Source organism: Mameliella sp. MMSF_3455 (genome assembly GCF_030733205.1).
Taxonomy (GTDB): Bacteria; Pseudomonadota; Alphaproteobacteria; order Rhodobacterales; family Rhodobacteraceae; genus Antarctobacter.
The window spans coordinates 20,573-44,021 of the sequence record NZ_JASHJL010000023.1; the positions used below are offsets into that span (position 1 = coordinate 20,573).

A 23,449-nucleotide genomic window follows, 5' to 3' on the forward strand; every position below is an offset into this window, starting at 1 on the left:
GGGCTTTTCAAATGGCCAGACTGCAACTCAAGAACGTGAACAAGCGCTGGGGTTCCTTCGTCGGCGTGGACAATTTCGATCTGGATATCGCGGACCAGGAATTCCTTGTCCTGTTGGGGCCCTCGGGCTGCGGCAAATCCACCACCATGCGGATGATCGCCGGGCTGGAGGAGGTGACCGATGGCGAAATCTGGCTGGGCGACCGGGTGGTGAACAACCTTGAGCCCAAGGATCGCGACATCTCGATGGTGTTCCAATCCTACGGGCTCTACCCGAACCTCAGCGTCTACGAGAACATCCGCTTTCCGCTGCGGGTGCGGAAGGTGCCCAAGGACCAGCATCACGAGATGGTCATGAAGGCCGTCGAGATGGTCGAATTGCAGGACTTCATGGATCGCCGTCCCGCCGAACTGTCTGGCGGTCAACGTCAGCGCGTGGCATTGGGCCGCGCCATCGTGCGCAAGCCCACGGTTTTCCTGATGGACGAACCTCTTTCGAACCTCGACGCCAAGCTGCGGGTCAGCACCCGGGCGCAGATCAAGAACCTGCAGTCCAAGCTGAAGACGACAACCGTCTACGTCACCCATGACCAGATCGAGGCCATGACCCTCGCGGATCGGGTGGTCGTCATGAACAAGGGCAAGATCCAGCAGGTTGGCACGCCCACGGACATCTACGACAACCCGGCCAATACCTTCGTTGCCAGTTTCATCGGCTCCCCGGCGATGAACCTGGTTGAAGGCAGGCTGGAAAACGGCGTCTTCGAGGGCGACGGCATCCGGGTCGAGGGCTTGGCTGCCGGCCCGTCCGGCAATGTGACCCTCGGCTTCCGCGCCGAGGATGCCGAGATCGTCGAGGGCGCGGGCGAGATTTCCGCGCCGATGTATTCCATCGAGCTCCTGGGCGAGGCCTCGATGATCACCTGGCGGCTGGGCGGATCGCTCGTCTCGATCAAGACCAACAAGGAATACCGGGCCGAGATCGGCGACACGGTGAACGCCAGCATCCCGGCCGGGATCTGCCACCTTTTCGACACCGCAAGCGGAGAAAGGATCGCACAACAATGACCCCCGAGGAACAGGCCGAGGCCACACGCCAGGTCATCATCCGCATGGAAGAGGCGCTGGGCGCCAATTCCAACGACATGGATCAGCATTTCCATGAGGACTTCCGCTGGATGGGCAATCAGGGTTGCGGCACGAAACCGGGGCTGGACGCCTTCCGCCGTAACTGGCAGCTGCCCTTGCGCGCCGCCTTTACCGAACGGGAGTACAAGACCGAGAAATTCATCTGTGAAGGTGAATGGGCGTCCTGTTTCGGTCATATCGAGGGCACCCATTCCGGGACCTTCATGGGCATCGCGCCCACCGGCAAGCGGGTAAAGATCCCGTACATGGATTTCTGGAAGGTGACCGAGGGGCGCATCGCCGACAATTGGGTGTCGGTCGATTTCGCCTCTGTCCTCGCCCAGCTGGGGCGGGACGTTTTCGATGGGCAAGGCTGGGAGCATTTTGACGACGGCACGCTCACGCCGCCGAGTGCAGAAAAGGAAACGACATGACCATCACCTATCTCAAGCGTGGCAAACCCGAGGCGGATCGTGCCGAGGACGACGCAAAGACCGCGTCCGTCGTGGCCTCTACGCTCAAGGACATCGAGACGCGTGGCGACGCGGCCGTGCGCGAACTGGCGGTGAAGTTCGACAAGTACGACCGCGAAAGCTATCGCCTGTCCGAGGCCGAGATCGAGGCGATCATCGCCAAGGTCAGCCCGCAGGATCTCGAAGACATCAAGTTCGCGCAGGAGCAGGTCAGGAACTTTGCCCAGGCGCAGCGCGACTCGATGCTGGATATCGAGGTCGAGACGCTGCCCGGCGTGATCCTAGGCCACAAGAACATCCCGGTGCAGTCGGTCGGCTGCTATGTGCCCGGCGGCAAGTTCCCGATGGTCGCCTCGGCGCATATGTCGGTGGCCACGGCCAAGGTAGCGGGCGTGCCGCGCATCGTGGCCTGCACGCCGCCTTTCAACGGTGAACCGAACCCGGGCGTGATCGCCGCGATGCACCTGGGCGGCGCGGACGAGATCTATGTGCTGGGCGGCATCCAGGCGGTGGGCGCGATGGCGCTGGGCACCGAGAGCATCGCCCCGGTGCACCTGCTGGTCGGCCCCGGCAACGCCTTTGTCGCCGAGGCCAAGCGCCAGCTTTTCGGGCGCGTCGGTATCGACCTCTTTGCCGGGCCGACCGAGACGATGGTGATCGCCGACGAGAGCGCCGCCGATGCGGAACTGTGCGCGACCGACCTGCTGGGGCAGGCCGAACACGGGTACAACAGCCCCTGTGTTCTCATCACCAACTCCGAAAAGCTGGCAAGCGAGACACTGGCAGAGATCGACCGCATCCTGGAGATCCTGCCCACTGCAGAGACCGCGAAAGTCAGCTGGCAGGACTACGGCGAGGTCATCGTCTGCGATACCTATGACGAGATGCTGCAGATGGCTGACGAGATCGCCAGCGAGCACGTCCAGGTGATGACCGACCGCGACGACTGGTTCCTCGAGAACATGACCTGCTACGGCGCGCTGTTCCTTGGCCCGCGCACCAACGTGGCCAACGGCGACAAGGTGATCGGTACCAACCACACGCTGCCGACCAAGAAGGCCGGCCGATATACCGGCGGGCTCTGGGTGGGCAAGTACCTGAAGACCCACAGCTATCAGAAGGTCCTGACCGACGAGGCCGCAGCCCGGATCGGCGCCTATGGCTCGCGCCTCTGCCTGCTCGAAGGGTTTGTCGGCCATGCGGAACAGTGCAACGTCCGGGTCCGTCGATATGGTGGGGTGAATGTGCCCTACGGTGCGCCCGCGCACCTGGTGGAAGCGGCGGAATGACCCTGCCGCGCACACCTTCGCTGCGCCTCGACGGCAAGCGCGCTCTGGTAACGGGGGCCTCTTCGGGCATCGGTCAGGCCTGCGCCGTGGCGCTGGCCGAGGCCGGCGCGCATGTCGTCTGCGCCGCCCGCGGGACGGACCGACTGAACGAGACCGTGTCCGAGATGCGGGCCGAAGGCTGGAGCGCCGAGGCGCTGTCGCTGGACGTCGGCGACCTGGACGCGATGCAGGCGGCCCTGGCGGGGCAACGGCTCGACGTGGTGGTGAACTCCGCGGGCCTCGCCCGCCACGGCCCGGCGCTGGAGACGACCCCGGCGGATTACGACGCGGTCATGAGCGTCAACCTGCGCGGGGCCTACTTCCTGTCGGTGGCGGCGGCAAAGGCCATGGCCGAGGGCGGCGGCTCGATCATCCACATCAGCAGCCAGATGGGCCATGTCGGCGGCATTGACCGGGCGGTCTATTGTGCGTCGAAACACGGCCTCGAGGGCATGATCAAGGCAATGGCCATCGAATGGGGCCCGCAGCGGATCCGCATCAACTCGATCTGCCCCACATTCATCCGCACGCCGCTGACCGAAGGCACCTTCGACAACCCCGAGCGTGTCGCCTGGATCGAGGAAAAGATCAAGCTGGGCCGGGTGGGCGAGGTCGAGGATATCATGGGGGCCGTGCTTTATCTGGCCTCCGATGCCTCAGCTCTGGTAACCGGCACCTCCATGTTGATTGACGGAGGCTGGACGGCGGACTGATGGCAAGTGAACGGGTGACTTCGATACAGGTGGCGCGACGCGCCGGGGTGAGCCAATCGGCGGTGAGCCGGGTCTTTACACCCGGCGCCAGCGTGTCCAAGGCGACGCGGGAAAAGGTGCTGCGTGCGGCGGAGGAGTTGGGCTACAGGCCCAACGTCCTGGCCCGCGCCATGATCACCGGCCGGTCGCGCATCATCGGCCTGGTCGTCGCCTACCTTGAAAATCAGTTCTACCCGGAAGTGGTCGAGCGCTTGTCCGTGGCGCTGCAGAACGAGGGCTATCACGTCCTCGTCTTCATGTCCTCGCCCACGGTTGGCGACGTTCAGGACGTGATGCGCGAGATCCTCGATTACCAGGTGGACGGCATCGTTCTGGCCTCCGTCTCGATGTCCTCGGTGCTGGCACGGCGCTGCCACGATCACGGGATTCCTGTGGTCCTGTTCAATCGCGAGCAGGACGATCCGAGCATGTCTTCCGTGACCACGAACAACTATCTCGGCGGACGCGCGGTTGCCGCGCATTTTGCGGCCGCGGGGCACCAAAAGATCGGCTATATCGCCGGGCTCGAAGAGGCCACGACGCAGCGCGACCGTGAGGCAGGCTTTCGCGACGGGCTGGAAGAGGCGGGGTTGTCCCTGTCGGCGCGCGAGTTGGGCAACTTCGAATATGGCCAGACCCGGGCTGCGGCGCTGGAAATGTTCGCCGGGCGCGACTATCCCGACGCGGTCTTCGTCTGCAACGACCACATGGCCTTTGCCGCGATGGACGTGATCCGGTTCAAGCTGGGCCTGCGCGTCCCTGACGATGTGGCCGTGGCGGGTTTTGACGATGTGCCCATCGCCGCCTGGCCGGCCTATGACCTGACCAGTTACCGCCAGCCCATCAATCGCATGATCGCGCAGACGGTGAAGGTCCTTCTGCGCCGGATCGAGGACCGTGACACACCGCCCGAGCGCATCACGCTGGACGGCGAGTTGAAGTTGCGCGGCTCGACCAAGAACATTGGAGCGACCTGAATGCGCGGATTCGATCCGAAATGGCAGGACGTGCCGCATTTCATCATCGGCATCACCAAGGAGATCTGGGAGGATCGGGAAATCGGTTCGCTGCGGCACCGCTATGCGCCGGGGCTGATCGTGCGTTCTCCGGCCTCGGTCGTGGTGGATAATTCCAACGTCATCGCCGCGACGATGGCCACGCTGGCCGAATTTCCCGATCGTGAACTCTTGGGCGAGGACGTGATCTGGTGCGAGGATCCGGATGGGGCGACCGAGACCTCGGATGCTTTCCTGTCCTCTCACCGGCTGATCTGTACCGCCACCCATAGCCACCCCGGCATGTACGGCGCGCCCACCGGGCGGCGCGTGGCCTATCGCATTCTGGCCGATTGCGCGATCCGCGACGACGCCGTCTATGACGAATGGCTGGTGCGCGACCAGTCCGCCATCGTGGCCCAGATGGGTTTTGACGTGATCGACTGGACCCGTGACCTGATCGCGCGCGAGGGCGGGCCAGAAGCCTGCGTGCAACCGATGACCCCGGCGACGGATGTGGCCGGCCCCTATGACAGGCGCGGCAACGAGAACGAATGGGGCCAGCGTTACGCCGATGTGCTCTCGACGATCATGGCCGCCGACATGAACGTGATCCCCCGTGCCTACGACCGTGGTGTGAACCTGCATTACCCCGGCGGGCAGGATGGCCTTGGCTGGGGCGATGCGGATCGGTTCTGGATGGGCCTGCGCGCCGCCTTTCCCTCGGCAGAGTTTCGGATCGAGCATATCGTGGGCCGCGAGGACCCGCTGATGCCGCCGCGCGCTGCCGTCCGGTGGAGCCTGCACGGATCGCATTCCGGATGGGGCCGCTTTGGGCGGCCCACGGGCGCCGAGGTCTACATCATGGGCATCAGTCACGCGGAATTCGGCCCCTTCGCGGGCAGCGGCACATGGGGGGACCCCACGGTGCGCCGCGAATTCACCCTGATCGACGAAACTGCGATCTGGAAACAGATCCTCTTGCAAACCGGAGCACATGAATGAAGGGGTTTTCCGACAAGTTCAGCGACCTTCCCGATTACATTCTCAAGATCACTAGGGAAATCTGGGAAGACCGTGGGCTGGCCACGCTGCACCACTACTATGGCCGCGACATCCCCATGCGCTTTCCTTCGGGGCTTGTGACCGGCAATGCCGGTGTCATCGACGGGACATTGGCCACGCTGGCCGAGTTCCCCGACCGGCAGTTGCTGGGCGAGGACGTGATCTGGTCCGAAGGGCCGGAAGAGGGGCGCTACCTGTCCTCGCACCGGCTGGTGACGATGGGCACACATACCGGCCACGGGGCCTTTGGTGCGCCTACGGGGCGCGGCTTTGTCATTCGGGCCATCGCCGATTGCGCTGCCAAGGGGGACGTGATCGACGATGAATGGCTGATCCGCGACGTCGGCGGTATCGCGCGCCAGCTTGGCCACGACCCGGCGGACTATGCCCGCTATCAGATCGAGACAGAGGGCGGGCCGGATGCCTGCCAGCGCCCCTTCCATCCCAGCCACGATGTGCAGGGCCCCTACACCGGCCGCGGCAATGACAACGAATGGGGCGCGCGCCTGACCGACATCCTGACCCGGATGATGGACAAGGATTTCACCGTCATCCGGCAGGAGTACGACCGCGCGGTGCGCACCGAGCACTGGGGGGCGCGGGGCGGCTGGTCCTATGACTTTGCCGAAACCGACTGGATGCGCCTGCGCTCGTCCTTTCCGACCGCAACATTCGAGATCCATCACCAGATCGGCCGATCGGACCCCGGCACGCCCAACCGCGCCGCCGTGCGCTGGTCGCTGACCGGCACACATTCCGGACACGGCTATTTCGGGGCGCCCACCGGGGCCGAGGTGCACGTCATGGGCATCACCCATGCCGAGTGGGGCGAATGGGGCCTGCGCCGCGAATTCACCCTGATCGACGAGGTGGCGATCTGGAAACAGATCCACCTTCACACCGGCGACGTGACCTGCCGAGCTGCACCGCTGGCAGAGGCGGGATGACGGCCGTCCCTTCATATGAGGGGTGTCTGTCGGGGGCCGGACCCAAGGCGCGGGACATGATCGCCCTGGCGCACCGTCTGCGGCCCCTGCACGGGTTCCTGGCCAGCCGCCGCGCGCGGCGGTTGAACAACCGCCCGCCGGGGGCGCTGAACAGATCTCACCGGATTTGTTCAACCCGCCGCGCCTGACATTGCGCGGCAACCAGAGGAAGACCCACATGACACCGCAAGACATGGCCGCGCGCATCGTTCGCTACGGCGAACTTCAACCCTGCAAGACCGCCTTCATCGACGCCCATACGCCCGGCTCTGATCAGAAGGAAAACTTTACCATCATCGGCGGCGGCGTCTCCGAGTCGCCAGACCAGCACGTCCACATCACCATCCCGCACGGGTTCAACATAGGCGCGGCGGGGCAGCCGCCGAAGTGCCGCAACTCGATGCACAACCATCGCACGGCAGAGGTGTTCTTCATCCTTTCCGGGCGCTGGCGCTTCTTCTGGGGGGAAAAAGGCGATGCCGGCGAGGTGATCCTTGAAGAAGGGGATATCTTCAACATCCCCACCAATATCTTCCGCGGGTTCGAGAACATCGGCACCGACTACGGGATGATCATGGCGATCCTCGGCGGCGACGACGCCGGTGGCGGCGTGATCTGGGCGCCGCATGTGATCGAGGATGCCAAGGATCACGGGCTGATCCTGGGCGAGAACGGCAAGCTCTACGACAGCAAGAAGGGCGAGAGCCTGCCCGAGGGCGTCAAACCGATGCCGCTTCTGACAAAGGAGGAGCTGGCCAAGGTAGATTGCCCGACCACGGCGCAGGTGATCGGCGGTTACGTCCGGCGCTATCTCGACATGGTGGCCCTGGCCAATGACGGGGCCGTCAAGGTGATCGGCGAAACCGGCATCATCCGCGACAAGCCGGGGTTCGAGGTCGATTTCCTGACCCGAGCCAATGCCGCCACGGAAAAACACGCGCATGACAAACCCTCGGTCCTGATGCCGGTCAAGGGACACTGGCGCGTCGACTGGGAGGGCGGCAGCGCCATCCTGGCGCCGGGCGACACAATGAGCGTTCCCGAAAATCTTGGGCATTCCGCCGTGCCTTCGATGACCGGCGAGGCCGCGATGTACAAGGTGATCGCCACCGAGGATCCGGCCGGCCAGACCTGGAAGGGGTGAGCCACGGCACGGACCGGCCCCGGGCCTGACCCGGGGCTTCTCTTTCGAACCATGAGGTCCCGGCCAAGTCCGGGACGGAAGGAGCCAGCACTATGCCCATCCAGACAACGCACGTCGGGTCCTTGCCGCGTACCCAAAAGGTGGTGGATTTCATCTTTGCCCGCGAAAAGGGGCAGGACTACGACGCCGGTGCCTTCGATGCCGCCATGACAGAGGCGGTGAGAGAGACCGTGCGCAAGCAGGCCGACGCAGGGATCGACATCGTTTCCGACGGCGAGACCTCGAAGATCAGCTATGCGACCTACGTCAAGGACCGCTACACCGGTTTCGACGGTGACAGCCCGCGCAATGCGCCCGCCGACCTGAAGCTGTTTCCCTCTTTCCTCAAGCGCATCGCCGACGATGGTGGCACGCCGCAATACGCGCGCCCGATGTGCGTCGGAGAGGTGAAATCGAAAGGCCAGGGAGAGTTGGAAAAGGACATCGCAAACCTTCAGGCCGCGATGGCCGCGCACGGGGTGGAGCGGGGGTTCATGAACGCGGCTTCGCCCGGGGTGATCTCTCTGTTCCTGCAGAACGACTTTTACAAGACGCGCGAGGCCTACCTCGCCGCGCTGGCCGATGCGATGAAGGCGGAATACGAAACCATCGTCGCCTCGGGCCTTGACCTGCAGCTGGACTGTCCCGACCTCGCGCTGTCGCGGCATATGCTGTTCACCGAACTCAGTGACGCGGAATTCGTCAAGGTGGCCGCCGCCCATGTCGAGGCGCTGAACCACGCTTTGTCGGATGTGCCAGAGGACAAGGTGCGCATTCATATCTGCTGGGGCAACTACGAGGGGCCGCATGTCTGCGACATTCCGATGGCGCAGATGTTCGACACACTGATGTCGGCGAAGGCGCGATACGTCCTGTTCGAGACCTCGAACCCCCGCCACGGCCACGAATGGACCGTGTTCCGCGACCGCAAGGCAGACATCCCCGAAGGAAAGGTGCTGGTGCCCGGCGTCGTCGATACGACCACCAACTTCGTCGAACATCCCGACCTTGTGGCGCAGCGCATCCAGCGCTTTGTCGATATCGTCGGCGCCGACCGTGTGATTGCCGGGTCCGATTGCGGCTTTGGCACCTTCGCGGGCTTTGGCGCGGTCGATCCCGACATCGCATATGCCAAGCTCTCGGCCCTGTCCGAGGGGGCGAAGCGCGTTTCATGACCCCGCTTGTCCTGCTGCCGGGCATGATGTGCGACGCGCGGCTTTTTGCGCCGCAGATCGCCGCGCTGTCGGGTCGGCGAACGGTTCAATGTGCACCGATCGGTGCGCATGACACCATGTCGGACCTGGCGGCCGAGGTGCTGGCCCATGCCCCGCCGCGCTTTGCGCTGGCGGGTCTCAGCATGGGGGGCATCGTCGCGATGGAGGTCCTGCGGCAGGCGCCTGACCGGGTGGTTGGGCTGGCGCTGCTCGACACCAACCCCAAGGCGGAACTGGAAGATGTGCGCGCCCGCCGCGTGCCGCAGATGGACAAGGTGCGCGAAGGGCGGCTGGACGCGGTGATGCGCGACGAGATGAAGCCGAATTACCTCACCGATGGACCGCATCGGTCCGAGATCCTGGATCTGTGCATGGATATGGCGCTGTCGCTAGGGGCGGAGGTTTTTCTCAACCAGTCCCGCGCGCTGGCCGGGCGTCCCGACCAGCAGGAGACGCTGCGCGCCTATGACGGCCCTGCTCTGGTGCTCTGCGGGCGTGACGATGCCCTGTGCCCTGTCGCGCGGCACGATCTGATGCATGACCTGATCGCGGGCAGCACCCTGCGCGTGATCGAAAACGCGGGGCATCTGCCCACCCTGGAACAACCCGAAGAAACCGGCGCCGCCCTGGCGGCCTGGCTGGAGAGATGTGATGGATGACACCCTTCTGACGCTCTTGCGCGGCGTCGACACGCCAACCGTCTGCAATGCCATCGAAGTTGCCCAGGGCAAGCGCGGCTTCGACGGCTTCACCCGTGGCACGATGCTGTGCTCTGATCCCGAGGGCGGCGCGATGGTGGGCTACGCGGTGACGGCGAAGATCTCGGCCCTCGCCCCGCCGACGGAACCGGCGGACGTGATCCGCGCGCGCCGCATGGCCTATTACAAGGCGATGGCCGAAGGGCCGAAACCCTCTGTCGCGGTGGTCGAAGACATCGACTATCCGAACTGCATCGGCGCCTACTGGGGTGAGGTCAACACGACCGTTCACAAGGGTTTCGGGGTATCTGGCGCGCTGACCAACGGCGTGATGCGCGACCTGGGGGACCTTGCGCCGGGCTTTCCGGTAGTGGCGGGATCCATCGGGCCAAGCCATGGGTTCGTGCATGTGACGGAGTTGGGAACTCCGGTCGAGGTTTTCGGGCTGACAGTAAACCCCGGCGATCTGGTCCATGCGGACCGGCATGGCGCTCTGGTGATCCCGGCGGATATCGTCACAAGGATCGGCGCGGCGATCAAAAAAATGCAGAGCACCGAAGACCTTGTGCTTGGGCCTGCTCGGGAAGAGGGGTTCGATTTCGCCAAGTTCGAGGCGGCCTGGGCCGCATTCGAGAAAGCCCGGACCTGACGTGCCTGCGACCAACCCCTGCGACCTGAGCATTGCCGAGGCCGGCGCCGCCCTGCGCGACGGCGGACTGACCTCCGTGGCGCTGACGCGTGCGCATCTGGATCGTATCGCCAGCCGCGACGGTGTGATCGGCGCTTTCACCCATGTGGCCGAGGCCGAGGCGTTGGCCACGGCAGAGGCTGCGGACAGGGCGTTGGCAGAGGGCAGGGATCGGGGGCCGCTGCACGGCATCCCCTTTGCGGTCAAGGACATCATTGACGTGGCGGGCTGGCCGATCCGATGGGGATCACGCGCGGAGGCGGGGCGGATTGCCCCTGCAAGCGCCCCGGCCGTCACGGCATTGCTGAATGCGGGGGCGGTCCCGTTGGGTGTCGTGGCGACCTACGAAATGGCGACCGTCGGTCCGGATGGCACGGCCCTAGGGCGTGCTCCGGTCAATCCCTGGAATGCCGCTCATATCACGGGCGGATCCTCCTCTGGGTCGGCGGCAGCGGTGGCGGCGGGGCTGGTGCGCATTGCATTGGGCACGGACACTGGCGGATCGGTGCGCAGCCCCTCCGCATATTGCGGGGTGGTCGGGTTGAAGCCCACCTATGATGCCGTCTCACGCGAGGGCGTGATGCCGCTCTCCCCCTCGCTCGATTGCGTCGGCCCGCTGGCGCGCAGCGTGGGCGACGCGGCGCTGGCCTTTGCGGCCCTGACCGGGGAAGAGTGGCAGGGGGGCGGCATCGACGGGATGTCGCTGGCCTATGGCCGTGGCTGGGCCGAGGATGCGGCGGCGCATCCGGCGCTTTTGCCGATGCTGGATGAGGCCGCCTCGGCGCTTAGCCTATGTGGTGCATGGATCACGCCGGTTGACCTGCCGGACTACGCCCCGGTCGAGGCCGCGGGATCGGATATCCTGCTTGCCGAAGGGTGGGCGGCGCTTGGCGCAACGGTCGAGGCCGACCCGGCGGCCATTGGCGACATGGCGCGCGCCAGCCTGCGCAGCGGCAAACAGGTGACAGCCGAGAGGCTTGCCGAGGCGCGTGCCTGTGTGAAACCGCTGACAGAGGCGCTGGATGCGCTGTTTGCGGAGCACGCGGCGCTGCTCCTGCCGACCACGCTGGCCCCGGCGCCGCTCTTTGCCGCCTTTGCGGCGGGCAAGCCCGTCTGGACGGCGATGCGCACGATCCCCTTCAACATGACCGGCCATCCGGCCCTGTCGGTGCCGATGGGCTTTGTCGATGGCTTGCCACTGGGCCTGCAGATCGTCGGACCGAAAGGCGGCGAGAATACCATCCTGCGGATCGGCGCCGCCTTCGAGGCGGCGACCGATCACTCCGTTCTTCAGCCGCCGCTGGCCTGAAGTCGGTCAAGCCGCAACTGCGCGGCGCGGCGATGGCCGTCCAGCCCCTCGCTGGCGCTCTGGCGGACAGCGGGCGGGGCCACCTGCCGGACACCCTCGGGCTCCATCCATTGGTGCGTCGCCACCTTGACATAGGCGCCGACCCAGAGCCCGCCGGTATAGCGCCCGGCGGCCATGGTTGGCAGCGTGTGGTTGGTGCCGCAGCACTTGTCGGAATAGACCACGCTTGCCAGTTCACCGATGAAGAGAGAGCCGTAGTTGCGCAGTTTCAGCGCAAATGCCTTTGGGTCGGCGGTGTGGACCTGCAGGTGTTCGGCGGCGATGTAATCGGAATAGGCGATCATCGCGGCTTCATCCGCGCAGACGGCGATTTCGCCGTAGTCGTCCCAGGCTTGCCGTGCGGTCTCTGCCGTTTTCAGCTCTTCCAACTGCCGGGTCACCTCGGCTTCGACCCTCTCGGCCAGCTTGGCATCGGTGGTGATCAGGCCGACACGGGTGCGCACGTCATGCTCGGCCTGTGCCAGCAGATCGGTGGCGATCATCGCCGCGTCGCCGGTGCTGTCAGCCAGCGTGTAGATCTCGGACGGGCCGGCCAGCTGGTCGATGCCGATAGGGCCAAAAACCTGGCGCTTGGCCTCGTTGACGAAGGCATTGCCGGGGCCGACGATCTTGTTGACCGCAGGAACCGTCTCGGTGCCATAGGCCATGGCGGCGATTGCCTGAGCGCCGCCGATGCGAAAGATCCGGTCCGCCCCCGACAGGTGGCATCCGGCGATCATTGCCTCGTGAGCATTGGGGGGCAGGCAGGCGATGATCTCATCCACGCCGGCGACCTTGGCGGGAACGATGGTCATCACCGGGGCCGAGAGCAACGGGTATCGCCCGCCGGGCACATAGCAGCCCACCCGTTCCAGCGGGATGATGCGATGGCCCAAGTGCACGCCGTCGCGGATTTCGACCTCGAGCGGCAGCATCGTGGCAAGCTGCGCCTCGGAAAATTTGGTTACGTTTGCAATTGCGAACTCCGTATCCGCACGGGTCTGTGAGTCGAGCGCTTTCAGTGCGGCTTCCCGCTCTGCATCGGTGACTTCGAAGGTGGTCAGGTTGCTTTTGTCGAACCGGGCGGCGAAGTCGGCGACAGCGGCGTCTCCTTTGCCTTTAACTTCTGATAATATTGTTGAAACAGTTTTCTGAATCTCCGATGTTCCGCTTTCGGAAGAAAGCCTCGGTGCGCGGAGCCAGGTGACGCCAGCGACCGGAGGTTGCGAGGTTGGCACGTTCTGTCCTTTCGTGTTCAGAAGCATGGTCTATGCGGGCGCATACTAAGGGTTTCCGGAAAATTTGCAAACGTATTCATTCTTGTCTTGCTGCTCGCGTGACTCGCTCCGCCTGAGGCGGGCCGGGTGGGCTGTCGTGAGGGGGCAGTGACGCGGTCAGTCGCCGGACCGGGCGTTTTCCTGCGTCCTCAGGTCTTCGGTCAAGCGTTCCAGCGCTTCAAGAAGCTGCGCAATCCGCTTCGCGCTCAGCTTCGCCTCGATGTCGGCGTAGATCCGGGCGCTGACCACCTCGGCTTGGTGCAGCAGCGCGTCGCCTGCTTCGGTCATGCGGACCAGTGTGCGTCGCCGGTCATTCTTGTCCCGCCCCTGGGTGATCAGGCCGCGTGACTCCAGCGATTTGAGGGTCCGCGTCAGCGATGGCGCCAGGACGCATGCGGCGCGGGCCAATTGCGTGGCGTCGATCTCCTCGGCTTCCCGTACGACGGTCAGCACGCGCCATTGCTGCTCTGTCACGTCGATGTCGCGTAGCATCGGTCGAAATCGTTCCATCACCGCCTCACGGGCCCGCAAGAGCGCGATGGGCAAAGTGCGTTGCGTTTCTGACAACGGAAGTTCGTCTCTGGATCGGGTCATCGAAGCCTCCTTTGCCAGTCAGATTAACGATTCACAAACCAATTGGCGAAAGAGGGCGCAGCCTGCCGCATTTGAAGCGAGAGCATTCGCCGGGTCTCGAGATGCTGGCCAACATACAAGAGCACTGCGGCGTCCTGCATGTGGTCATGCCGGCTACCAGCGTTTTTCCGCTGGCGGTGGCGGTGAATGGTCTTTGGATTTCGGCGCGGACACCGTCGGCGTCAGCTTTGCGAATGGGGTGCACAGGAGCCCTGGACAGAACCATTGCCCGCAGTTCAACATTGTGCGGTTGAGTCATGTCGTAGGCGGTCATCACTGCATGGCCGCACGCAAGGCGGAGGTGGCGGACGTGCCTTCCGTGCCCTGCAAGACTGTCTCGGAGGAGGATCATATGCGCGCCGGAATGACCTTGGGGCGACGCCTCTGAACGTCATCGACCTGCTGGACCTGATATCGACCACCGGCTATCTCGACGAAATCGAGCGCGGGCTGTGGCGGCACGGGATTTCCAATGCTTGTTCTTGTATGTCCGTGGTCCGGGGGGACTGGATCGAGATCTGTTGTTCCGACATTCAGACTGTCGATCCGGGAATGGAGCCCGCCCGCGGGGATCTGAAGGGGCCGCAGCGCCAAACCCTTCGGGGCTTCCCCGGAGGTATTTTGGGTCCAAAGAAACACGGGCCGCAGGTGAGTGGAGAGACAGCGATGGACTGGGATGAGTTTGCGGCCTGGGGGGCGAAGGCGGCGGAATTCGGCGCGGGGTATCACAAGGGACTGCGGGAACGGCCGGTGCGACCGGCGATGGCACCGGGGCGTTTTGCGGCGCGGCTGGCCTCGGTCCCGCCCGAAGCTGGCGAGGAGATGGGCGCGATCTGGGAGGATTTCGAGCGCATCGTGCCCGAGGGGCTGACCCATTGGCAGCACCCGCGCTTCTTTGCCTATTTCCCGGCCAACGCGGCGCCGGTGTCCATGCTGGCGGAGATGCTGGTGAGCGTGCTCGCCCCGCAATGCATGTTGTGGCAGACCTCTCCGGTGGCGACCGAGATGGAAGGCGTCATGATCGACTGGCTGCGCCAGTCGCTGGGATTGCCGCAGGGGTTCTCCGGGGTGATCCAAGATTCCGCCTCGTCGGCGACCCTGTCGGCGGTGCTGACCATGCGCGAAAGGGCGACCGGGTGGACCGGGAACCGCGAAGGGCTGTCGGCGAAGGGGCGATTGCGGATCTATTGTTCGGACCAGGTGCACAGTTCAATCGATCGGGCCTGCTGGGTGGCGGGGATCGGTCAGGAGAACCTGGTGAAGCTGCCGACGCGGGGCGCACCGGAATTCGCTGTGGACGCGGATGCCCTGCGCGCGCGCATCGCAGAGGACCGGGCCGCCGGCCATGTGCCTGCCGGGATCATCGCCGTGACCGGGGCCACCGGGGTCGGCGCATGGGATCGTTTGCCGGATCTGGTGCAGATCGCGCGGGACGAGGGGCTGTACCTGCATCTGGATGCGGCCTGGGCCGGGTCGGCGATGATCTGCCCGGAGTTGCGGGCGCGGTTCTGGGCGGGGGTGGACGGCTGCGACAGCATCGTCTTCAACCCGCACAAGTGGCTGGGCGCGCAGTTCGATTGCTCGGTGCAGTTCCTGAAGGACCCGAAGAGCCAGATCGACACGCTGAAGATCGAGCCGGAGTATCTCAAGACTTCTGGTTCGGAGGTGGTGAACTACTCGGAATGGACGATCCCGCTGGGCCGGCGGTTCCGGGCGCTGAAGCTGTGGTTCCTGATCCGCTACTACGGGTTGGAAGGGCTGCGGAGCCGGATCCGGAACCATGTGACCTGGGCCGGCGAGCTATGCGAGGAGTTGCGGCGGGACGGATTCGAGATCGTGACGGAGCCGATCCTGTCACTGTTCACTTTCCGTGGGCCGGGCGATGATGAGGCGCAACAGGCGCTTGTGGATGCGATCAATGCGGACGGACGGATCTATGTCACGCAGGGCATGCACGCGGGGCGCAAGGTGATCCGCTTTCAGGTGGGGCAGTTCGACTGCACCCGGGACGACGTGATGCTGGCCGCCACGGTCATCCGGGAACTGGCTGGGGGCAGGACATGATGGCAACGGATTTCATGAGTTGAATCCAATCGGGCAACCCCGGCTGCGATCTGTCACTCGGCCGGTTCGATCTGCATATCCTGACGCAGTTTGCCGGTGGCACGGTCGAAGATCAGGATGCGGTCGTCGGCAGTGATCACCGCGTACCAGTCCGTTCCCTGCGTGTAGGCGCTGGCCGTGGTGCCGTCGGGCAGCGTGATGACCTCTGGCAGCGGGGCGCGCGCGTTGCTATAGCGGTTCCAGATCAAGCCGAGGATCCCGATGATCCCGGCAATCATCACCGCCGTCAGAACCGTGACCAGAATGCGCAGGAAGCGCAGGGAGGGCGGTTCGGGCAGATCGTCTTCGGGATCGGGAGAGGCCATGACCATCCTTCGTATCGTGATTTCGGCGGATCCGCCGGTGCGTCTTGATAAGGCGCTGGCGCGGGATGTGCCAGAGGCTGCGGCCCTCTCTCGCACGCGGTTGGGCCGGCTGATCGCCGAGGGCGCGGTCAGCTGTGGCGGGGTTACCGTGACCAACCCCAAGGCACGGGTCGCCGAGGGCGACGAGATCGAGATCACTGTGCCCGAGGCGCAGGAGTATGACGTTGTCGCCCAGGACATTCCGCTGACGGTTATCTGGGAAGATGAAGACCTGATCGTCGTGGACAAGCCCGCCGGCATGGTGGTGCACCCCGCGCCCGGATCCCCGGACGGAACGCTTGTGAATGCGCTGCTGCATCATTTCGGTGGGGCGTTGTCCGGCGTGGGAGGTGAAAAGCGGCCCGGCATCGTGCACCGGATCGACAAGGAAACCACCGGCTTGCTGGTTGTGGCAAAGTCCGATCGGGCGCATCACGGCCTGGCCGCTCAATTCGAGAAACATACCGTTCGGCGTGCCTACGTGGCGCTGGCCCACGGGGTGCCGGACCTGGCCGATCCGCGCCTGTTGAACACGCGGGGCGTGTCCGTCGGGGCTGAAGGCGGCGTGACCATCACCAGCGGGCTGGCGCGGCACAAGACCGACCGCCAGCGGCAGGCGGTCTATTTCGACGGGCAGGGGCGGCACGCGATCACCCATGTGAAGCTGCTGGAACGGTTTGGCACTCCGCCCTGCGTCAGCCTTGTGGAATGCCGGCTGGAAACCGGGCGCACGCACCAGATCCGCGTGCATATGGCCCATGCGGGCCATGCGCTGATTGGTGACCCGGTCTATGGCGGGCGGCGGAAACTGTCGGAAAAGGCGCTGGGCACGGCATTTGACCTTGCGAAGGGCTTTGATCGGCAGGCGCTGCATGCGGCGGAACTGGGGTTCGACCATCCGGTGACCGGCGAGGCGCTGATGTTCCACAGCGAACTGCCGGAGGACATGGCGGGCCTGCTGGCCGCGCTCAGAGCCGCCCCGTGATCAGGAGCCAGAGGCAGAGCGCGCTTTCTGCCAGGATGCAGACAAGGTAGGCGGGCTGAAAGGCCTCTGACAGCAAGGGCGCGGTCAGACGCAGAAGGCTGCCGGTGAGATAGACAAGCCCCGCCGCCGCAATGCCAAGCGCGATGATCCGGGGCGTGGCCCCGAGGGACAGCAGGCGCGCCATCAAGAGACTGTTCACGCCGAAGAGGATCAGCCCGATATCATAGCCCAGGGCATGCATGTCGGTCATGTGGACGGCCATGCGCGGCAGGTCGGCCAGCAGGGCAGGGGCGCTGGCAAGGGCGATCAGGCTGGCGCCGATCAGCACCGCCTGCCCCAGGCGAAAGACCATCGCGGCGCGGGCCAGTCCCTCGGCCCTGTCGCGCAGCAGGGCGAAGAACAGCAGCGCCAGCGCGATATCCGCCAGCAGCATGACGACATCCGCCAGAAGGCTCAGCCGGAACTGCGGCAGGTTCGCGGAGATGGCCCCGGCGATCTCTGCCGGCGCACCGGCAAGCAAAGGTCCACGCAGGGCGATTTCTGCGGTCAGGCCGCAGAGGATGATGACGAGGTAGAGCGCACCGGCTGTGCGGACATGAACAGGTGAGGGAGCGAGGGCTTGCATGGCGGCGTCCTTCTTGGCGATGGGCGGATGCGCCCTCTTATCCCATGCGAATAAAATTGATTATTCGCAAAATATGCACTATAATCATGCGTAAACGTATATGTTTCAATTCATCGGGAACCGAGCACGTCTCTGTGACGCTATGACATAAAGGATGACGCCGTCACCTATCGAGCTTAACTGCACCAACACCAACGGATGCGGGACTTGAACTGTTCGGTTCAGGTTCCTACCTGATGTTAAAGCCCGTAACATGCGGGTCCGAACGGAGGGAACAGACAAGATGTCGAACTATGCAAATCTCCCGGCGCCCTCGCCGGAGGCGGGTCTGAGCCGCTACCTCCAGGAAATCCGGAAGTTCCCGCTTCTGGAGCCGGAAGAGGAATACATGCTGGCCAAGCGCTGGGTCGAAAACGAGGACACCGAGGCCGCGCACAAGATGGTCACCTCGCACCTGCGCCTGGCGGCCAAGATCGCCATGGGGTATCGCGGTTACGGCCTGCCGCAGGCCGAAGTAATATCCGAGGCCAACGTAGGCCTGATGCAGGCGGTGAAACGCTTTGATCCGGAAAAGGGGTTCCGCCTGGCGACCTACGCGATGTGGTGGATCCGTGCCTCGATCCAGGAATACATCCTGCGGTCCTGGAGCCTTGTGAAACTGGGCACCACCAGCGCGCAGAAAAAGCTGTTCTTCAACCTGCGCAAGGCCAAAAGCCGCATCGGCGCACTGGAAGATGGCGACCTGCGCCCCGAACATGTCGAGAAGATCGCCACCGACCTCGGCGTGACCGAGGACGAGGTGATCAGCATGAACCGGCGCCTGTCGGGCGGCGATGCCTCTCTGAACGCCACCGTGGGGTCCGAGGGCGAAGGCACCATGCAGTGGCAGGACTGGCTGGAGGACGAGGATGCCGACCAGGCCGAGGATTACGCCGAACGCGACGAGCTGGAGGCGCGCCGCGCCCTTCTGGCAGAGGCGATGGACGTCCTGAACGACCGGGAAAAGGACATCCTGACCCAGCGCAGGCTGGCGGAATCGGCGGTCACGCTTGAAGAACTTTCGGGCCAGTACGACGTGTCGCGCGAGCGCATTCGCCAGATCGAGGTGCGCGCGTTCGAGAAACTGCAAAAGCGGATGCGCGATCTTGCCAAGGAACAGGGAATGCTTTCGGCCCTCTGACGGGCTCCTCCCTCCGTTGAACGCGAAAGGCGGGGCCATGCCCCGCCTTTCTCATGTCAGCCGCCCTGGTTAGGGGTCATTCCTCGTAGAGCGGGCCGCGTTTCCAGCCTTCCTCGGCGATGAAGCCGAGCAATTTGCTGCTCATCAGGATGCGGTCGCTGTTGATCCGCAGCATGATGTCCGTCGGCGTGTCCAGAAGCGGCGTGAAATCCGTGACCCGCGTCACGTTCATGTAGATGGCGACGAGCTCGGGCAGGTTGGACAGGGCGGAAATGTCGGTCACGGGCGTGTCCGAAAAGCTGAGCAATTGCAGTGATTGCAAGCCGGCAAGAGGCGAGAGGTCACTGACCTGACTGCCAGTCAGGAACAGTGTTTGCAGCTTTGTCTTGCCCGCGAGGGCGGAAATATCCCCGATACGGCTGTTCTTTCCCCGGAGCATCTCCAGGTTTTCCGCCGGAGCCAGGGCCGAAATGTCCGTCAGGCTGGCGCCTTCGGCCCATAGCTCGCGGAAGGCCGGACCGACGATCAGCCCGTCGAGGCTGGTGATGTCCTCGCCCTCGATGTTGAGCAGTTCCAGCGCCGGGGTCGGGCCAAGGCCCGAGAGGTCGGGCAGGGACACATCGTTGAACCCCAGGATCTTTAGGTTGGTCATCGCACCATCAGCACGAATGTCGTGCAGGTCCGGACCGTTCAGGCGCAGGTTCTCGACCCGGCCCAACGTCGCCCGGGGCAGGTCCGACAGACCGTGGGAGTCTTTCAGCCAGAGCGCCCTGAGCGCAGGCAGCCCGTCGAGAAAGGTGAAATCGGTGATGTCGTTGTCCTGCAGCCTCAGGGCCTGCAGCGCGGGCAGGTCCAGATCGTCCCAGCGCGCGCCGGGCAGGTCCTGAACCCGTAGGTGGCCAAGGTCTTTCAGCACGTTCAGCGCGGCCAGATCGACGACCAGGGCGGGATCGCCATTGCCGGCCAGTTCCAGCGACTGAACCCATGTGGCTCCGGGCAGTTTCGGCAGTTCGACCAGTTCCGCCGGACCAAGGATGATCCGCCTGTCCTCGGGCGAAATGCAACTGTCGCCAATGGGCAGGCAGTCCTGCGCCCCGGCGGTTCCGGCGACGCTGCCCGCGACGATGGACAGGGCAATGAAAAGTTTACGCAGCATGGTCAGGCCCTCAGCAATCGGCGATTTCAGATCGGATGCCGTGGCCGCCGCCAGAGGTCAATGCGGCGTTTTCAGTCCCCTCCGCTTGGGATAGGTTTGGCGCTAACAAATCTGGGAGAGAGACATGACCGATCACGTTCGCTGGGGCATTCTGGGCGCGGCAAAATTCGCGCGCGAACACATGGGGCCGGCAATTCACATGGGCCGCCGTGGTCGGCTTGCGGCGCTGGCGACCTCCTCGCCCGACAAGGCCGCGCCCTTTGCGGCACTGGCACCGGGCCTGGCCGTGCATGACAACTATGACGCGCTGCTGGCCGATCCCGAGATCGACGCCGTCTATGTCCCGCTGCCCAACCACATGCACGTCGAATGGGCGCTCAAGGCGCTGGAGGCCGGCAAGCATGTGTTGGCTGAAAAGCCGTTTGCGATGACGGCGGCAGATTTCGCCCCCGTGATCGCCAAGCGCGATGAGACCGGTCTCTTGGCTGCAGAGGCCTTCATGATCGTGCACCACCCCCAGTGGCAAAAGGCGAGCCAACTGTACCAGGAGGGGGCCATCGGCAAGCTGGTGCGTGTCTCGGCGGCCTTTTCCTACGACAACCGCAGCGACGTTCAGAACATCCGCAATCGGCCTGACACCGGAGGCGGCGCGGTGCCGGACATCGGCGTCTATATCTACGGCGCGACGCGTTTCGTGACCGGCGAAGAACCGGAAAAGATCCTCTCGGCCGTGGTCGAGCGTGAGAACGGCGTGGACGTCTGGACCCATATCACCGCGCGCTTCCCGTCGTTCCATTATACCGGGGTGGTCTCGATGCGGATGGCGCCCTGGCAAGAGGTGGTCTTTCACGGCGAAGAGGGCGTGATGAAGCTGACCGCGCCTTTCAATGCCCAGGTCTACGGTGAGGCGCGTGTCATCGTGCAGTCTCGGGACCTGGTCGAGACGGTCCACCGCTTTCCGGCGGACAACCACTACGTCCACCAGGTCGAGGCCTTCAACACCAGCATTCTGGACAAGGCGCATTATCCCTGTCCGCTGGAGTTCTCGCGCGGGACCCAGGCGATGATCGACATGGTCTGGGCCAAAGAGCGCGGTTGATCGAATTTGCCAACACGCCCGGGGGCAGGGGCCAGCACGGACAGAGCCCCGGGCCTCCTTGACTTGACTCTTTTTGTCGACTACTTGCCCGGGAAACAAGATAGCACGCCAGACAGCCTGTCCCTGAAGGTCATCCAGCCGCTCGAACATCACGATCCGAGGGGACAACATGACCGGACCGACTGGCCGCGGCGCCTTGCTGCTGGGCACTTGCCTTTTTTCTTTTGCAACACCTTCTGCCGCGCAGGATACGGACCCGGTCTTTCTGGGCACGCTTCGGATCATCTCCGAATCCGCCCAGACGCTGCTGGGCAACCACAAGATCGACGAGGAACAGCTGGAGCAGCGCAACCCGGCCTCGGTCGCCGATGTGTTCCGGGGCGAATCCTCGGTCGCCGTCAGCGGTGGCGCGGCCATCGCGCAAAAGGTCTTCGTCAACGGGATCGAGGAAAGCCTGCTCTCTGTCACCATCGACGGCGCGCGGCAGAACAAGTCGGCCTTTCACCATACCGGCAACATCCTCTTTGACCCGGCATTGCTGAAATCGGTCGAGGTCAGCGAGGGCATCGCGCCCGCCGATGCCGGGCCGAATGCCCTGGCCGGCGGGCTGGCCTATACCACCAAGGACGCGCGCGACTTCCTGGAGCCGGGCGAACGCATGGGCGGGCTGACCACGCTGCGCGGCAGCAGCAACGGTCAGGGCTTTCGGCGCTCGCTGACCCTGTTCGGGCAGGAGGAAGGCTTTGAATGGTTGCTCAGCGGCACCCGTCAGACCGGTGACGACTACAAGGACGGCGACGGCAAGACCGTGGCGGGGACAGAGGCGGATCTGTCGGCCTACGTTTTCAAGTTCGCCTTTACCTCGGACAGCGGCAAGCGCCTGTCCTTCTCGGCCTCGGACACCGAGGACACCGGCCGCCGGTCGGCCCAGGCCGGTCCTGGCGGGATTCTCTTTACCCGTCCCGACTTCGCCGAGGTCGTCGGGCGGCCCAGCGTCTTTGTCGAGGGGCTGTCGCGCCGAACCTCCTACACGCTGACCTACCAGGACGAGGCGCCGCAGGGCTGGTTCGCGCCGTTTCTGCAACTCAGCTACAACGAACAGGAAATCGACGCATCCGGCGTCTGGGGGTTGAACACCAGCCTCAGCGGCATCGCCCGCAACGAATGGCAATTGGGCAACGGCACCCTTACCGCGGGGCTGGACTTCTTCTATGAAACCGCCGAGGGCCGGGGCCTCGGCCCGGGTGCCTTCGGCTCCTCGGGCGAAGAGACTCTGTCCAGCATCGGCCTGTTTGCGCAGGCGCGGCAGGATCTCAGCGACCGCCTGTCGGTCTCCTACGGCGCGCGTCTCGATCACCAGGAATTCAAGGGCGCGAACGGGGCGCGGTTCGAGGAAAACGGCCTGAGCGTCAACGGGGCAGTTGACGTAACGCTGTCCGATACGCTGTCGCTGAACGCCGGTCTTGCCTCCAGCTGGGGCGGGTTCGAACTGGGCGAGGCGGCGCTGATCAACTTTGGCGGCGACTGGGACTATACCGGCTTTGCCTCGTCGCGTTCGGACACCGCGCGCCTTGGCCTGCGCTACGAAAGCGGTCCCTGGGCGATCAGCGGCGCGGTCTTTCACACAGAGATCCGCGACATCGCGGCGGTCCTGCCCTCGGGCGGGGCTCGGGGCACGCTGGCGGACCTGACCTCGCAGGGCTTCGACGGGTCGGTTGGGTATACCGGGACAAGAGGCTTTGCGCGGGTGAACTACACCTTCGCCGATGTCGAGTTGGACGGCGCACCGATCGGGTCGACCGCCTATTACTTCGGCCGGCCGGTGGGGCATTTGATCGGGCTTGAGGCCGGGTACGACGTCACGTCAGAGTGGCGCGTTGGTGGCAATGCCGAAATCGCGCTGGAAAACGATCTGGGGTCAGTCACCCTGCCGGCCTACGAGGTGGTGAACGTCTATACGGCCTACAAGCCGAAAAGCGTCGAGGGGCTGGAGGTGCGGCTGGACGTCGAGAACCTCTTTGATCAGACCTATGCCAGCCGCAGCGCCGACGGCCTTGGCCTTGGCAATGTCGTTCCCCTGAGCGAGCCGGGCCGGACGATTTCCCTCACCGCAAGCCTGCGGTTCTGAGGCCGGGAGGGCGGCCGGTGAGCAGGGCCGCCCTCTCTTTT

22 protein-coding genes and 1 pseudogene are annotated in these 23,449 nt (G+C 64.6%); 18 read left to right on the forward strand and 5 right to left on the reverse strand.

Annotation, left to right across the window (positions count from 1 at the left end; genetic code table 11):
- The first annotated feature begins 11 nt into the window (after window positions 1-11).
- The 12 genes from RBB42_RS16730 (at window position 12) to RBB42_RS16785 (ending at window position 11,818) form a co-directional block, all read left to right on the forward strand.
- Window positions 12-1,067: an ABC transporter ATP-binding protein gene (locus RBB42_RS16730; protein ID WP_305970703.1), complete on the forward strand. Its 1,056-nt coding sequence runs from the start codon at window positions 12-14 to the stop codon at window positions 1,065-1,067.
- Entirely contained in the window at window positions 1,064-1,561 is a 498-nt protein-coding gene (locus tag RBB42_RS16735; protein WP_371931796.1) for an ester cyclase, read from the forward strand. The genes RBB42_RS16730 and RBB42_RS16735 overlap by 4 nt, the downstream gene beginning before the upstream one ends.
- Window positions 1,558-2,889, forward strand: a complete 1,332-nt coding sequence (hisD, locus tag RBB42_RS16740; RefSeq protein ID WP_305970702.1) for a histidinol dehydrogenase — start codon at window positions 1,558-1,560, stop codon at window positions 2,887-2,889. The genes RBB42_RS16735 and hisD (RBB42_RS16740) overlap by 4 nt, the downstream gene beginning before the upstream one ends.
- Window positions 2,886-3,641 (forward strand): SDR family NAD(P)-dependent oxidoreductase, encoded by a 756-nt coding sequence (locus RBB42_RS16745; protein ID WP_305970701.1) that lies wholly within the window; start codon window positions 2,886-2,888, stop codon window positions 3,639-3,641. The genes hisD (RBB42_RS16740) and RBB42_RS16745 overlap by 4 nt, the downstream gene beginning before the upstream one ends.
- Window positions 3,641-4,657: a LacI family DNA-binding transcriptional regulator gene (locus tag RBB42_RS16750; RefSeq protein WP_305970700.1), complete on the forward strand. Its 1,017-nt coding sequence runs from the start codon at window positions 3,641-3,643 to the stop codon at window positions 4,655-4,657. The genes RBB42_RS16745 and RBB42_RS16750 overlap by 1 nt, the downstream gene beginning before the upstream one ends.
- Complete coding sequence (locus tag RBB42_RS16755; protein WP_305970699.1) at window positions 4,658-5,680, forward strand: nuclear transport factor 2 family protein; 1,023 nt, start codon at window positions 4,658-4,660, stop codon at window positions 5,678-5,680.
- Window positions 5,677-6,687 (forward strand): nuclear transport factor 2 family protein, encoded by a 1,011-nt coding sequence (locus RBB42_RS16760; protein ID WP_305970698.1) that lies wholly within the window; start codon window positions 5,677-5,679, stop codon window positions 6,685-6,687. The genes RBB42_RS16755 and RBB42_RS16760 overlap by 4 nt, the downstream gene beginning before the upstream one ends.
- Before the next feature lie 217 nt (window positions 6,688-6,904).
- Window positions 6,905-7,870 (forward strand): cupin domain-containing protein, encoded by a 966-nt coding sequence (locus tag RBB42_RS16765; protein ID WP_305970697.1) that lies wholly within the window; start codon window positions 6,905-6,907, stop codon window positions 7,868-7,870.
- 92 nt (window positions 7,871-7,962) lie between these two features.
- Window positions 7,963-9,084, forward strand: a complete 1,122-nt coding sequence (locus tag RBB42_RS16770) for a cobalamin-independent methionine synthase II family protein (RefSeq protein WP_305970696.1) — start codon at window positions 7,963-7,965, stop codon at window positions 9,082-9,084.
- A complete protein-coding gene (locus RBB42_RS16775) occupies window positions 9,081-9,782 on the forward strand; it encodes an alpha/beta fold hydrolase (RefSeq protein ID WP_305970695.1) in 702 nt (233 codons plus the stop codon). Before RBB42_RS16770 ends, RBB42_RS16775 begins: the two co-directional genes overlap by 4 nt.
- The gene (locus RBB42_RS16780) at window positions 9,775-10,470 is read left to right on the forward strand and encodes an RraA family protein (RefSeq protein WP_305970694.1); all 696 of its coding nucleotides are present in this window, start codon (window positions 9,775-9,777) and stop codon (window positions 10,468-10,470) included. The genes RBB42_RS16775 and RBB42_RS16780 overlap by 8 nt, the downstream gene beginning before the upstream one ends.
- Before the next feature lies 1 nt (window position 10,471).
- On the forward strand, window positions 10,472-11,818 hold the full coding sequence (locus RBB42_RS16785; protein ID WP_305970693.1) for an amidase: 1,347 nt from the start codon (window positions 10,472-10,474) through the stop codon (window positions 11,816-11,818).
- Here the strand turns inward: RBB42_RS16785 and hisD (RBB42_RS16790) are convergent.
- A complete protein-coding gene (hisD, locus tag RBB42_RS16790) occupies window positions 11,800-13,122 on the reverse strand; it encodes a histidinol dehydrogenase (protein WP_305970692.1) in 1,323 nt (440 codons plus the stop codon). The two genes, RBB42_RS16785 and hisD (RBB42_RS16790), sit on opposite strands and share 19 nt — an antisense overlap.
- A 129-nt stretch (window positions 13,123-13,251) precedes the next feature.
- Entirely contained in the window at window positions 13,252-13,728 is a 477-nt protein-coding gene (gene hpaR, locus RBB42_RS16795; RefSeq protein ID WP_305970691.1) for a homoprotocatechuate degradation operon regulator HpaR, read from the reverse strand.
- A gap of 420 nt (window positions 13,729-14,148) precedes the next feature.
- Between hpaR and RBB42_RS16800 the strand changes: the two are divergent.
- Window positions 14,149-14,379 (forward strand): annotated as a pseudogene (locus RBB42_RS16800) (VOC family protein); the annotation flags it as partial.
- 54 nt (window positions 14,380-14,433) lie between these two features.
- Window positions 14,434-15,831 carry a pyridoxal phosphate-dependent decarboxylase family protein gene (locus RBB42_RS16805; protein WP_305970732.1) on the forward strand — a complete coding sequence of 466 codons (1,398 nt, stop codon included), beginning with the start codon at window positions 14,434-14,436 and terminating at the stop codon, window positions 15,829-15,831.
- 53 nt (window positions 15,832-15,884) lie between these two features.
- Here the strand turns inward: RBB42_RS16805 and RBB42_RS16810 are convergent, their stop codons facing one another.
- Window positions 15,885-16,196: a DUF6476 family protein gene (locus tag RBB42_RS16810; protein WP_305970690.1), complete on the reverse strand. Its 312-nt coding sequence runs from the start codon at window positions 16,194-16,196 to the stop codon at window positions 15,885-15,887.
- Here RBB42_RS16810 and RBB42_RS16815 point away from each other — a divergent pair.
- A complete protein-coding gene (locus RBB42_RS16815) occupies window positions 16,195-17,220 on the forward strand; it encodes an RluA family pseudouridine synthase (protein ID WP_305970689.1) in 1,026 nt (341 codons plus the stop codon). The two genes, RBB42_RS16810 and RBB42_RS16815, sit on opposite strands and share 2 nt — an antisense overlap.
- Here the strand turns inward: RBB42_RS16815 and RBB42_RS16820 are convergent.
- Window positions 17,204-17,845, reverse strand: coding sequence for a DUF4386 domain-containing protein (locus tag RBB42_RS16820; RefSeq protein WP_305970688.1), 642 nt, complete (start codon window positions 17,843-17,845; stop codon window positions 17,204-17,206). The genes RBB42_RS16815 and RBB42_RS16820 overlap by 17 nt on opposite strands.
- A 283-nt stretch (window positions 17,846-18,128) precedes the next feature.
- Between RBB42_RS16820 and rpoH the strand changes: the two genes are divergently transcribed.
- Window positions 18,129-19,025: an RNA polymerase sigma factor RpoH gene (rpoH, locus tag RBB42_RS16825; protein WP_305970687.1), complete on the forward strand. Its 897-nt coding sequence runs from the start codon at window positions 18,129-18,131 to the stop codon at window positions 19,023-19,025.
- A 76-nt stretch (window positions 19,026-19,101) separates the two neighbouring features.
- On the opposite strand, the gene RBB42_RS16830 is transcribed toward rpoH, so the two are convergent.
- Window positions 19,102-20,181 carry a leucine-rich repeat domain-containing protein gene (locus tag RBB42_RS16830; protein ID WP_306043732.1) on the reverse strand — a complete coding sequence of 360 codons (1,080 nt, stop codon included), beginning with the start codon at window positions 20,179-20,181 and terminating at the stop codon, window positions 19,102-19,104.
- A gap of 124 nt (window positions 20,182-20,305) precedes the next feature.
- Here RBB42_RS16830 and RBB42_RS16835 point away from each other — a divergent pair, with 124 nt between their 5' ends.
- Together RBB42_RS16835 and RBB42_RS16840 are read left to right on the forward strand one after the other, a co-directional pair.
- Window positions 20,306-21,280 (forward strand): Gfo/Idh/MocA family protein, encoded by a 975-nt coding sequence (locus tag RBB42_RS16835; RefSeq protein ID WP_305970685.1) that lies wholly within the window; start codon window positions 20,306-20,308, stop codon window positions 21,278-21,280.
- A gap of 169 nt (window positions 21,281-21,449) precedes the next feature.
- Window positions 21,450-23,408 carry a TonB-dependent receptor domain-containing protein gene (locus RBB42_RS16840; RefSeq protein ID WP_305970684.1) on the forward strand — a complete coding sequence of 653 codons (1,959 nt, stop codon included), beginning with the start codon at window positions 21,450-21,452 and terminating at the stop codon, window positions 23,406-23,408.
- Window positions 23,409-23,449 lie beyond the last annotated feature (41 nt).